The following is an 11,763-nucleotide window of genomic DNA, read 5'->3' on the forward strand; positions in this document are numbered from 1 at the left end:
GCCGCGCGCCACCCCATCGGTCAAAGACGTCCGGTCAGAACCAGAACGACAAGAATCACCAGGATGAGCCCGAGCCCACCGCTGGGACCATAGCCCCAGGACCGGCTGTGACCCCACGTTGGAAGCGTGCCAAGCAACGCCAGCACGAGCACAACGATGAGAATGGTGCCGAGCATGTGGCTATCCTTTTCCTGATCTGAAAATTGGCGGCCCTGCCACGCCTGAGGAGGGGGAGGCGCGGCAGGACCATTCGGCGGCGGCGTCAGCCCCGGTTGGGGTCGGCCTGCATCTCGCCGAATACTTGTTTGAACCGACCGTCGATCCTGCTTGCTCTGTCACAGACCGTGTTGGACTTGATCTCGATCCATCGGTTGGCAATCTTCAGAGATTCATCGGCGCCTTCTCTTTTTTGTTCTTTCGTCACGATCATTACACTTTGGCGTCTCGCCGATTGGTCGGCCTCGGATCATCGGCAGCGCGATCTTTTCCTGCCTGACGGTTCGTTTGACGTGGTCATTATCGGATCGGCGATCCTCCGACTGCAGGGGCGAGGGCGATACCAGCCGTCTATGCATATCTTTGCGGATTGCGGCCCTCGCGGCACTAACCCACATCAGGGCACCTCGAATAATGGTCCTGACCTAGCCACCGAGGTAGGAAGCCACAGGTGTTCGACAAGCGGAGCAAGACGATGGCGCAGATGAGTTTCTTTGATCTTTCAGACCGCTACGCGAGCCTCGATGCCAAGCGGGACCCGCTGGTCGAGATCGACGCCATGGTGCCTTGGGAGGAGTTTCGCCCGACGCTCGAGCGCGTCTGGCGCAAGCGCGAGACAGAGCGCAAGTCGCGCGCCGGACGCAAGCCGATGAACGCGGTTCTGATGTTCAAGACGCTGGTGCTGAGCGCGCTCTATCACCTGTCGGACGACCAGATCGAGTATCAGGTCCGCGACCGGCTCTCCTTCATGCGGTTTCTCGGTCTCGGCCTGGAGGATCGGGTTCCCGACGCCAAGACGGTGTGGCTCTATCGCGAAGGGCTGGCGCAGGCAGGCAAGGTCGAGGAGTTGTTCAGCCAATTCGACGGCTTTCTGGCGCAGCAGGGCAATATTGCCCGGGGCGGGCAGATCCTCGATGCGTCGATTGTGGCCGTACCGTGCAACCACAACACGCGTGCGGAAAACAAGGAGATCAAGAACGGCGAGAAGCCCGAGGATTGGGAAGACAAACCCGCGAAGCGGTCGCAGAAGGACACCGATGCCCGCTGGACGAAGAAACATGGCAAGAGCCACTACGGCTACAAGAACCACGTCAACGTGGATCGCAGGCACAAGCTGATCCGGCGCTGGCATGTCAGCGACGCGGCCCAGCACGACAGCCAGGCGGTGGACCATCTGCTGATGGGGGGCAATACCGGCTCCGGCGTATGGGCTGACGCGGCCTATCGGTCCGAGGGGATGGAGGCGAAGCTGCGCGCCCGGAAACTGAAAAGCCACATCCACCGCAAGGGCCGACGCGGCAAGCCGCTGACCGCACAGGCCAAGGGTAGCAACCGGACCAAGTCCACCGCGCGCGTGCGCGTCGAGCACGTCTTCGGCGCGCAAGCCAACGACATGGGCAGCACCCTGGTGCGCACGATCGGCCTGGTGCGGGCCCGTGCGAAGATCGGGATGAAGAACCTCGCCTACAACATGCGCCGCCTCACCCAGCTGCGGCGCCTGAGACCGTGCCCGGCGTGACGAAACGGCAAGCGCAAGGGCCGGTCAGGCCGTCGGCGTGAAAAAACCAGCCCTCCGGGAGCGCGACGCAGCGAGACGGCGAGCCGCAAACCTCAACCAGGCGACGGCATCCAGGCACCGTCCGCGCCCAACTGCTGCCCCACCAGCGTGAGCACCCTCAAAAATCGAGGTGCCCATCAGTCTTGCCGACATCTATTCTACCTAAAGTCGTCTCGGGTCGTATCCTGCGCCGCGCCCGGGAAGGATCTTCTGCACCTTTTCAAACCGACCGGGATCATCAAACCGCTTGGCGTGTCTGTGCCGAAGGCCGGTATCGAGATTGGCAGCGCCCACGGCGTGACATCTGGCACGGTCCTTCCCAGGGTCGTTCGGTTCACCCGCCAGCCCATGTGAGATCATGAGCATCCCTCAGGAGATCCGATGGGCCCTTGAGGCCCTCTATCACCAGAAAGGCAAGCGCGCCAAATGTCAGATGACCAACCGAAAATGGTATTCATCTCGCTAGCCGCCAAGCCACTGGCGGGATGGTTCTCCATGATTGAGCGCGGTTCGTTCCAGACACTGTTTCTGGGCATCATCGCAGGCGTGATGGTTGTGGCCGCTCTGGATGCGGCCTCTAGCGTTTCAGTGTCAAATGCGCGTGTTTCCTGGTGGTTCGGGCCACACGATCTGATCTGGCCAGGCTGGATCGTTGGGAAGCTGCTCCAGGCTGCTTCTGTATTCCATCCAGGCCTGCACGTTTGCGGTGGCTGGCGGGAAGGCTTCGATCCAATCCGTGGCCGCCAGAAGTCGCTGGCGAGTGAGCTCGGCAAGCTCCTCCGGGGCTGCGGACGTCTGCTTCATTTTCAAGGACCAGGGAGATCTACGACGTGCATGATGACAGAAATCTTCGTGGTTGCTGTCGGATCCTGTCAACCCTCTCCTCGCGCCTTTACCAAGGCATCTGACCCAAGACATGCGTTTTTTCCACTTCTTGCGCCGGAAACCCTTGCGAGGGGACCCTGGTACGGTGCGCGATCGCCTTGAAGGCGCTATTTCCAAACGCCGTCTGCGGGGCTGGAACCCGCCGTTGGAAAACATCAACACGCTGGTGGCGTCGAGCGGCCCGAAGCTGCTGGCGCGCGCCTGCGAACTGGTGGTCACCAACGGGTATGCGGCAAATGCCTGCGAGGCTTTTGCCGCGAACGTGGTCGGCGACGGCATCAAGCCATCGTCGCTGATCGACGACGCGGAGCTGCGCGACCGCGTTCAGCGGCTCTGGCTTGCCTGGACCGACGAGGCTGATGCGGACGGGCTGACGGATTTCTACGGTTTGCAGGCCATGGTCGCGCGCGAGATGTTCGTCGCGGGCGAATGCTTCGTGCGGCTGCGCCCGCGCCGGGCCTAAGACGGGTTGCTGGTGCCGCTGCCGTTGTCATAACTGTCCCCTACGCTGCCGACGGACGCTGGTTGGGCGGAATGCCGAAGAGACCGTCAAGCTAAAGGGAATTTTTGGGCTGCTGACGATCATATTCTTTCTGGCTAAAGACATCGTTTTCGCTTTCGCGAGAGTATTGGCTCGATAGCATGTCTACTGCCCCTCGATCCTGACGGAAAAGCTGCGTTGCGCGCCGGCGGGCGGGGCAGGAAATGGGGCGGCGCGGCGCACAACGGTCAGCGCCGAGCGGTCGAGCCGGCCCGAGCCAGAAGACCGCGCCAGCCCGACGGAAGCCAGGCGTCCGCCCGCCGCGATGGTGAACCGAACCAGCGCGGCCCCGCGCGCCGCTGCACGCGGACGTGGCACACGGGCAAGGTGGCGCATGACCTGCCCGGGATAGTTGCTGGCCGCGGCGTTACCCTGAGTCTCGCTGCGGCGGGCGGTGTCGCTGCCCTGCCGCGCGGCTGCGGCGCTCTCGCGCCCGGTAGCACTGCCGACTGTGGCGTCCCGGGTGGCGTTGTTGCCGGAGGTGCTGCGCGACCTGAGCTCGCGCTGCTCGGGCTCGGGCGATTGGCGGGCCGCGGCGACCTCTTCGATCTCGCGGGGACGGGCCTGCGGACGACGCGAGACCTGCACGCCCTCCTCAGCCCCGGGGTCCGGCTCGACCACCTCTTTCGGGGCCACCTCGGCGGCCTCGGGGGTGTCGCGTCGCGGCGTCGCGGCGACCAGCGTGGGTAGCACGCGCTCGGGGCGGTCGGCCGGAGGCACCGCGGCGGGGACAGAGGACTTCACCGGCTCGGCGGCATTACGCGGAGTTGCGGTCGGTGAGGCCTTTGATACCTCGACCCTGCTGGCGGGCAGGACCGGTGCGGTGGTCTCGGCCAAGTCCGCGCGCGCTGGGACCAGGGCGGTCTCCGTGGGGGCCGCTTGCGGCGCGACCGCCTCGGAGCGTGCGGTCCCGGCGGTTTCCTGCGGCGCCCTGCTCGCCTGCCGATCGGGCCGCGGCGAAGTCTTGGCCTGCTCCGGTGGCGGCTGCTCCGCAGGATCGTCAGGCGGCGTCACAGTGGACGCCCGTGGGGTGTCTGGACCCAACGCCTCACCCGGCTCGGTCGGGTCCACAACCTCGTCTGCTTGGCGGTTCGGTGTCACGGTGGCGTTCGAGACCGGCTGCGCCGCCCCCGCCACCATATCGGCAAAGCTGCTGCCGAGCGTGGCCTCCATGGCACCGGCGCTACCCGCGATCTCGATCTTTGCAGGCGTCTCGGACAACCACAATCCGACACCGTGCAGCGCCAGCGCGGCCCCGGCGCAGCATGCGAGCATCACGCGCGAGCGGCGGATCATTGCAGCCCCCGTTCGGTGACCATCACGACCCGGTCGGCCCCGGCCCGGCGCAGCGCCGCACCCAGCCGGATAAGATCAGCGGCGGGCAGGTCGGCATCGGGGACGATGCGCACTGTGCCATCCTCGCCGGTCTCGGAACGGGCCATGTAGGCCGCCACACTCACCACCGGGTCGCCGCGAAACTCAAGCCGCCCATCTGCATGGATCACCAGCGCATCGGGCGGCGCGCGCCCCTCCAGCTCGACGGTGCGCACCAGTTTCAACTCCCCATCGAGCGGCGGCGCGAGCGTGGCTGCGGCCATGAAGAAGATCAGCATCAGGAACACGATGTTGATGAGCGCAATGGTTGGCTCGCGGCGGGTGCGGAGCGTGGGCGCTCTCATGACGGCACCAACACCTGCACCGAAAGGCCCGGAATGCTGCGCAATGCGAGCAGCAGGTCTGTTAGCCGTTGTGCGGTGACCTCCGCCCCGGCGCTCACCAACGCGCGCGACTCGCTGTCGATCAAGGGTCCGAGTGCCTCTTCCAGCCCGTCGAGTGCCACCTCGCGTGCATTCACCCGCACCCCTTCCGCGCGCAGTTGCACGAAGATCGGCCGGGTTCCGGCCACTGCCGCCTGCCCTGCCCCCCCGGTCGAAAGGTCCACTTCCGAGAATTGCGAAAAGGTCGAGGACAGCATGAAGAACAACAGCAACAAAAAGATCACGTCGATCAGCGAGGTCAGCGACAGCTTGCGCCGCCGGAACGGGGCTCTAGGCACCTTGGGGCACCACCCGGCCCTGCGCCACGGGTTGTGGCGCTGTGCGCCCGTCGGGGCCCAGCGCCACGCTCAACGCATGATCGGCGAGTGCGCGCTCCTCGGCGATGCGTGATTCGAACCACGACAGCACCACCGAGGCGGGCATCGCCACCGCCAGACCGGCGGCGGTGGTCAGCAGCGCCACCCAGATCCCCCCCGCAAGGAGCGACGGATCGACCTGGGAGCCTGCCGATTGCAGCGCCTGGAACGCCTCGATCATGCCCAGCACGGTTCCGAACAGGCCCAGGAGCGGGGCCACCTGCGCCACCGTGTCGAGAAAGCGGAAACCGCGTTCGAGCCGGGCGAAGCGCGCCTCCGCCTCGGCCTCGATCCGCCGGGTGGCCTTGGCGTCGCTCGGATCGGCGGCAAAGGCGCGGGCGATCACCGGTGCGAGATAGCTGCACGAGCCCTCCAGCGAGCGACGCGCGGCACGGGTCTCGCCTCGGTCCCATTCCGACACGGCGGCACGCAGTGCATGGTGCCGCCCCACGCCGGAGGCGCGGAACTGCCACAGCTTGTAAAGGATCACCGCCAGCGTCACCACCGAGATCGCGCCGATAAGCGCGATCACCGGCCCGCCCATTTCGATGAATCCACGAAGCCGGTCGATCATTGCATCCATCCGGGTCATCCCGTCACCTCGATCCCGGTCTCGCTCGACAGGCGCAGCCCGTTCAGACAGGCGTCAGGCGTCATGCCATCGCCCTCGCAGGTGCCGATGCCGTTGACGAGAACCTCACCGATGCCGTCGCAGGACAGCCCCGAAAGGTCGAACTGCCGCACCCGCGGGCGGTTTGCCGGCAACGTGCCGAAATCGAAGAGCGTCAACGTCGCCACGCGGCCGTCAGCATCGAACAGCACCGCCTCGGCCACCAGGCTCTCGATCTCGGCGCCGAGATCGTTGCGGACCACGAAGGTCAGCCGACATCCCCCCGCCTCGGTGGCACCGACCGTGTTGAGCGAGAGCGAAAGGCTGGGCGCGGGCTCGTCGGTCTCTTGCGCCGATACTGGCGGCGGGAGGCCGAGCACGGCGATTCCGAGGGCCGTCGCGAGGCGGGAAATAATGCGACTCTGCGCGGTCATGGCATGATCCTTTCCTTCCCCTGAACGGGGTGAACGGGAACCGCATGGCTGGCGCGAGGCTGGCACGGTCTGTCGAGGATGCGCGGCGCGGAGGCCGCGTTTTCCTGATCCCTTACAGTTTCGCGACTAAAAAAGTCAAGTATCGCAGCGCGCAATCACAGCACCCTGCGCCGCACCAGGAGATACAGGAAATAACTCCCGCCCAGCACCGAGGCCACGGTGCCTGCGGGCAACTGCATCGGATGGAGCGCCATCCGTCCCAGCCAGTCCGAGCCGACCATCAAGACCGTGCCGATACCCCCCGCCATCAACGCCTGCGCCGCCACCCGGCGCGCGCCCAGCATCACCGCCGCATGCGGGGCGAGAAGCCCAACGAACGCTACCGGCCCCAACCAGGAGGTGACCAGCGCCGCGAGTGCCGCCGCAAGCGTGAGGCAGACAGGCCGCGCCAGTCTGAGGGACAGCCCTCGCGCCAGAGCCATGTCATCGCCAGCAGACAGGAGCGTGAGCCAACGACGCAGCACCAGCACCAGTCCCAACCCGAGGAGAGCTGCGAGCAGGAGTTGCCCCGCCTCCGCCTCCGTGACCCGGTAGGTCGAACCACCAAGCCAGCCGAGAATGGCATAGCTATCTTGGCTTCCGGCGGCGAGGGCCACCTTCACCAGCGCATCGAGTAGCGCGGCAAGCGCGATGCCGGTGAGCGCCAGCACAGTTGGCGCGTGCCCGTGCCGTCGCCCTAGCCCGAGCAGGAGGAGCAGCACCAGAAGGCTGCCGAAGATTGCAATGCCCGCCCCGACCTCGTGGATCGAACCGCCGCCAATGATCGCCGTTCCGACGAGCGCGACGGTGGCCCCGGCGGTCATGCCAAGGATGTCGGGGCTGGCAAGCGGGTTACGGATCAGCCGTTGCAGGACCACGCCCGAGAGCGCCATGGCCAGCCCCGCCGCCGCCGCGCCCAGCACCCGCGGCCAGCGCAGATCGAAGGTGAGCGCCGTGGGCCACAGCGCCTGCCAGCCGTCCTCGGTGCGCCCGAGCGTGAGCGCGGCGAGGGTGAAGGCGAGCCCGGTCAACATGAGGCCCAGCCACGCGAGGCGCGGCACGCGCGCAGGCCCCGGCGGCAGGCGGAAGACAGCCTGATCCCCGACCCCCAGCCTGCGCCGCATCAGCCAGATCAGCGCCGGAGCACCGACCAGCGCGGCAACCGCGCTGCTCGGCACCAGATCACGCGTCAGATGGTTTGCGAAGAGCGCCAACAGATCCGTGGCCAGCAACAGCCCCGCCCCGAGCCCCATGCTCGCAAGCAGTTCGGCGCGTGGGAGCCGCGCCCCGGCAAAGCGCGCGAGGTTTGGAGCCACGAGCCCAATGAAGCCGATAAGCCCCACCGCCGCCACCGCGAGCGCCGTCAGACCGAGCGCAAGCCCCGCCGCGACTGCAAGGAACGGTAGCAGTGACAGCCCGCGCGCCTCGGCCCCCTCAGCCCCGGTGCGCAGGAGCGCGAGACCACGCGTCAAGAGCAGCGACAGCGCCAGCAATGGCAGGAGGCGGAGGGCGAGCCAGAGCGCCTTGTCCCAGCCCGACTGCCCCAGATCGCCCGCGCCCCAGATGAAGAGATGCCCGAAATAGGGGCTTTGCAAGAGCACGATGGTGGCCGCAATGGCGCCGAAGAGCAGATTCACCGCCATCCCCGCCAGCACCGCGCTCATCCCGGTCAGACCGCGCAACCCAGAGATAGCCACCACCAGGCCAAAGGCGGTTGCGGCCCCGGCGAAGGCCACCCATTCGCCGTGTGCCGCCGCCAACGCGGGAAAGAGCAGCGTGGCCACTACCAGCGCGAGCCACGCGCCTGACGCCGCCCCGAGGGTAAGCGGGGCTGCAAGCGGATTTTGCGTGAGTTGCTGAAAGAGGCTGCCCGCGAGACCGAGTGCCGCCCCGCAGAGCAGCGCCATCACGAGGCGCGGCAGGGCGGCGTGGGTGAATTGCACATCGGCAAAGGCCTGCGGCTCGGCCCCGAGGAACAGTGCCGCCATGCGCGGCAGGGCGAGATCGCTGCCCGCCGCCAGATGCACCCCGGCCACGACCAGCACCAGCGCCCCGATCAACGCGGCGCGGATCATGGGTTGAGCGCGATCAGCGCGGCGTGGATCGCCTGCGCGTGGCGGCCGAGCGACAAGATGCCGCCATAGCTCCAGAGCGGCGGCATCTCGGCGAAACACTCCCCGGCCACGGCGGGCAGGAAGCGCCAGACGGGGCTCTCGAAAACCGCGGCACCCGGACCATGCGGCCGGATGGCCAGCACCGCGCCGGTCTCGACCTGCGCTAGCACGTCGAGCGGGCGTTGCGCCACACCCCATCGGCTCGGGGGCTGTGGCAGGGCATTCCCGATCCCCAGCCGGTTGAGCGCGGCCTGGGCAAAGGAATTGTCGCCATACACCCAGATCGTCGAGGCATCATTGAGCCGGATGATCGCCGCACGGCGGATTGGGCCGTCGCTCAGATCACGGGCGAGCCGGTCGATCTCCTTGTCCATCTGCGCAAGCCGCGCCTGCGCCAGCGCCTCGCGATCGAGAAACCGGGCAAGCGTCAGGTATATGCGCCGTGCCGCCGCGATATTGTCATGCCCGGCATCGAAGGCGTCGAAGGCCAGCAATGGCGCGATCCGTTCGAGCCGCGCCACATCCGCGGGGGCCGCATCGGAGATAACGATCACGTCCGGCGCCAGCGCCGCGAGCCGTTCGAGGTCAGGCGCGTCGCGTCGGCCTATGTCGGCCACCATGTCGGGGATCGGCGGCGTTGCCACCCATTCGGAATAGAGCGCGATCTCGGGCACCGCCACCGGTACGACATCGAGATCGAGCACCTGCTGCGCGAGCGCCCAGTCGAGCACCGCAACACGTTCGGGCCGCTCTGCGAAGCTCTGCGCCCCGCGGCGATCCTCGACGGTGACCGGCCCGGCCTGCGCAAGCCCGGCGCAAAGCAGGAGTAGAACCGTGAGTGCCCGTATCATCGCACGGCCTCCCGATCGATGGTGAGTAGCGCATCAGCAAGCGCCTCGGCCAGGTAGCCCAGCGAGAAGACACCGCCGAAGGTCCAGGCCGGACGAGTCTCGGCATAGCGACCTGCTCGGATGAAGGGCATGAACTGCCAGATCGGCCGCGCCTCCAGCGCGTCCCGCTCAGCGAATGGGCCGATCTGCACCACGATGGCGCGCTCAAAATCCGCCAGATCCTCGACACGCTTCTGCACGAAGCCCCAATCGGTGGGGTCTCCCGGCGCGGGATGCTCCAGTCCCATCCCCTCCAGCGCCGCGAGCACCATGGAATTCGCGCCATGCAAGCGCAGGCTCTCGGGTGTGAGCAGGCGAATCGGTAATACCGGTGGCACCGGGCCGCCAAAATGATCGCGCACCCGCTCCCCCGCCGCCGCGATCCGCGCGTCAAGCGCCGCCAGCCGGTCGCGCGCCAGCGCTTCGCGTCCCGTCAGCCGCGCGAGATCGAGATAGGCGGCGCGGCTGGCGCCTGCATTGTCCTGCGCGGCGTCGAACCCGTCGATCAGCCGCACCGGCGCGATCCGTTCCAGCACCGGCACGAGGTCCGCCTGCTGGTCGGAGGCGAGCATGAGGTCGGGGGCAAGCGCCGCCAGCAGCTCGACATTGGGCTCCTGCCGCAGGCCCAGGTCGGGGATGTCCTCGGGCAGCGCAGGATGCACGACCCATTGCCGGTATCCCGCCACATCGGCCACACCCACGGGGCGGACATCGAGCTCGATCAGCAGCTCCGCCAGCGACCAGCTCAGCGCCGCGATGCGTTCGGGTGGGGCGAGCTCTGCCCGGGCGGTCCCAAAAGGCAGCATCAGGGAAAGCGCGAGGCAGATAAGCGCGTATCGCATCATGTGTCCTTTCAGGCCACCACAGCCTGTGGCGGGCCGCCCGGATGGGGCAGCAGCGTCATCTCGATGCCGTAGAGATCGCGCAGCACTTCCGGGTCGAGCAGCGCCTCGGGGGGGCCGTCAAAGGCCACCTGGCTCGCTTTCAGCGCGACGATTCGGTCGGCGTGACGCGCGGCGAGATTGATGTCGTGGAGGATCACGATGACATGCCGCGCCGCCGCGCGGCTGAGCCGGTGCAGAAGCGCCATTACCTCGTAGGCATGGGCGAGATCGAGCGCCGCAGTAGGCTCGTCCAGCAGCAGCACCGGCGCCTCCTGCGCCAGCAGCATGGCGATCCAGGCGCGCTGCCGTTCGCCGCCCGAGGCGGTATCGACCAGGTGATCGGCCAGCGTTTCGCAGCCCGTGTCGCACATCGCCTGCGCGATCACCGCCTGATCGGCGGCCCCCATCCGCCCCAGCGCGCCGCGCCAGGCGAACCGGCCAAGCCCCGCGAGGTCGCGCACGCTAAGCCCGGCGACCGGCGGCAGGCGCTGGGGCAGGAAGGAGACACGCCGCGCAAGCTCTTTCTGCCGGTAGAGGTCGAGCGGGCGGCCCTCCAGCATGATCCGGCCCGCATCAGGGCGCATCTGCCGCGCAAGCAACGCCATCAGCGTGGACTTGCCCGAACCATTATGCCCGAGGACCGCTGTCATCCCTTCGGCTCCGAGCGACAGTCGGTCTACGCGTAGAATCTCGCGTCCGTCACGCGCGACGCGCAGGTCGTCGAGTTCAAACATGGGCCTGCCACTCCTCCCGGCTTAGGGTGATACGGGCCGCGCGCGCCCGCCGAGGGCAGGTCGCGCAGAGAAAATCTGGCGTGACCTGGTATTCAAGGCAACAGGAGCGGCGGCAGAGCCACAGCCCCTCGGAGCCGTCGTCGAGCAGCATCGGCTCGAGCGCGCTCAGTCCTTCCAGATCGAGCGCTGCGAGCCAGCCCGCCGCCGCCTCGCGGGTGGCCGCGACCGGGGCAAGGCTCAGCATTGCGCGGCGGTGGAGCACACCCAGCACCCGGTCGGCCAATTGGCGTCGCGCGAGTTCCCGGCGCAGGCGCACACGCTGCGCCAGGGCGTCGAGAACGGCGGTAGTGCAGCGGCTCAGGTGAGCGGCGGCCACGGGGCGGATATCCCCGGCCCATTGCGGTAACAGCCTCAGATGACAGCCGAAGGGCGGCCCCATGCGAAAAGCGGACCGATCCACCGCCGCCACACGCCCCTCAGCCTCGGCACATAGCACGGCGACCATGACCGGTTGCCAGATCAGCACGTTCCAGGCCCGCATCGCGACATAGGCCGCACCGCCGTCGATACCTATCCCGGCGATAACCCGCCCGACCACGTCCGCGTCATGTGCAGGCGAGGCCCCTGCCCCCGCACCACATAAGGCATAGCCCGGCAGAACGGCGTGAAGCTCCCGCGCCAGGCGCGGGAGCCCCGTGGAGAGCGATGCGCCCTCGCAGCCCAT

Annotated in this window: 15 protein-coding genes; 2 read left to right on the plus strand and 13 right to left on the minus strand. The window is 67.5% G+C overall.

The genetic code is table 11. From position 1 onward, the window contains the following. Positions 1–20: 20 nt before the first annotated feature. Together CRJ03_RS06375 and CRJ03_RS19840 are read right to left on the minus strand one after the other, a co-directional pair. Complete coding sequence (locus tag CRJ03_RS06375; RefSeq protein WP_104017245.1) at positions 21–176, minus strand: DUF3309 family protein; 156 nt, start codon at positions 174–176, stop codon at positions 21–23. Positions 177–262: 86 nt separating this feature from the next. Continuing rightward, complete coding sequence (locus CRJ03_RS19840) at positions 263–430, minus strand: hypothetical protein (protein ID WP_165375266.1); 168 nt, start codon at positions 428–430, stop codon at positions 263–265. Positions 431–691: 261 nt separating this feature from the next. Between CRJ03_RS19840 and CRJ03_RS06380 the strand changes: the two genes are divergently transcribed. Beyond that, positions 692–1,735: an IS5 family transposase gene (locus tag CRJ03_RS06380; protein WP_104018116.1), complete on the plus strand. Its 1,044-nt coding sequence runs from the start codon at positions 692–694 to the stop codon at positions 1,733–1,735. Between the two features lie 630 nt (positions 1,736–2,365). On the opposite strand, the gene CRJ03_RS19845 is transcribed toward CRJ03_RS06380, so the two are convergent. Then, the gene (locus tag CRJ03_RS19845; protein ID WP_165375267.1) at positions 2,366–2,578 is read right to left on the minus strand and encodes a phage tail assembly chaperone; all 213 of its coding nucleotides are present in this window, start codon (positions 2,576–2,578) and stop codon (positions 2,366–2,368) included. A gap of 166 nt (positions 2,579–2,744) precedes the next feature. Between CRJ03_RS19845 and CRJ03_RS06390 the strand changes: the two genes are divergently transcribed. After that, positions 2,745–3,122 carry a phage portal protein gene (locus CRJ03_RS06390; protein ID WP_338066339.1) on the plus strand — a complete coding sequence of 126 codons (378 nt, stop codon included), beginning with the start codon at positions 2,745–2,747 and terminating at the stop codon, positions 3,120–3,122. Between the two features lie 183 nt (positions 3,123–3,305). Here CRJ03_RS06390 and CRJ03_RS06395 read toward each other — a convergent pair whose 3' ends face one another. The 10 genes from CRJ03_RS06395 to CRJ03_RS06440 form a co-directional block, all read right to left on the minus strand. Further along, positions 3,306–4,475 (minus strand): TonB family protein, encoded by a 1,170-nt coding sequence (locus tag CRJ03_RS06395; RefSeq protein WP_240611582.1) that lies wholly within the window; start codon positions 4,473–4,475, stop codon positions 3,306–3,308. Between the two features lie 17 nt (positions 4,476–4,492). Continuing rightward, positions 4,493–4,879 (minus strand): ExbD/TolR family protein, encoded by a 387-nt coding sequence (locus tag CRJ03_RS06400; RefSeq protein WP_104018073.1) that lies wholly within the window; start codon positions 4,877–4,879, stop codon positions 4,493–4,495. Beyond that, positions 4,876–5,256: a biopolymer transporter ExbD gene (locus tag CRJ03_RS06405; protein ID WP_206018320.1), complete on the minus strand. Its 381-nt coding sequence runs from the start codon at positions 5,254–5,256 to the stop codon at positions 4,876–4,878. The genes CRJ03_RS06400 and CRJ03_RS06405 overlap by 4 nt, the downstream gene beginning before the upstream one ends. Next, positions 5,249–5,926 (minus strand): MotA/TolQ/ExbB proton channel family protein, encoded by a 678-nt coding sequence (locus tag CRJ03_RS06410; RefSeq protein ID WP_439126622.1) that lies wholly within the window; start codon positions 5,924–5,926, stop codon positions 5,249–5,251. Before CRJ03_RS06410 ends, CRJ03_RS06405 begins: the two co-directional genes overlap by 8 nt. Then, positions 5,923–6,378 (minus strand): hypothetical protein, encoded by a 456-nt coding sequence (locus CRJ03_RS06415; RefSeq protein WP_104018074.1) that lies wholly within the window; start codon positions 6,376–6,378, stop codon positions 5,923–5,925. The genes CRJ03_RS06410 and CRJ03_RS06415 overlap by 4 nt, the downstream gene beginning before the upstream one ends. A 155-nt stretch (positions 6,379–6,533) precedes the next feature. Continuing rightward, positions 6,534–8,492: a Fe(3+)-hydroxamate ABC transporter permease FhuB gene (gene fhuB, locus CRJ03_RS06420; RefSeq protein ID WP_104018075.1), complete on the minus strand. Its 1,959-nt coding sequence runs from the start codon at positions 8,490–8,492 to the stop codon at positions 6,534–6,536. After that, positions 8,489–9,382, minus strand: a complete 894-nt coding sequence (locus tag CRJ03_RS06425; protein ID WP_104018076.1) for an ABC transporter substrate-binding protein — start codon at positions 9,380–9,382, stop codon at positions 8,489–8,491. Before CRJ03_RS06425 ends, fhuB begins: the two co-directional genes overlap by 4 nt. Next, on the minus strand, positions 9,379–10,263 hold the full coding sequence (locus CRJ03_RS06430; protein WP_165375268.1) for an iron-siderophore ABC transporter substrate-binding protein: 885 nt from the start codon (positions 10,261–10,263) through the stop codon (positions 9,379–9,381). Before CRJ03_RS06430 ends, CRJ03_RS06425 begins: the two co-directional genes overlap by 4 nt. An 11-nt stretch (positions 10,264–10,274) precedes the next feature. After that, positions 10,275–11,039: an ABC transporter ATP-binding protein gene (locus CRJ03_RS06435; RefSeq protein ID WP_104018078.1), complete on the minus strand. Its 765-nt coding sequence runs from the start codon at positions 11,037–11,039 to the stop codon at positions 10,275–10,277. After that, positions 11,032–11,763, minus strand: coding sequence for a (2Fe-2S)-binding protein (locus CRJ03_RS06440; RefSeq protein ID WP_104018079.1), 732 nt, complete (start codon positions 11,761–11,763; stop codon positions 11,032–11,034). Before CRJ03_RS06440 ends, CRJ03_RS06435 begins: the two co-directional genes overlap by 8 nt.

The organism is Roseovarius nitratireducens (genome assembly GCF_002925845.1).
Classification (GTDB): domain Bacteria; phylum Pseudomonadota; class Alphaproteobacteria; order Rhodobacterales; family Rhodobacteraceae; genus Roseovarius; species Roseovarius nitratireducens.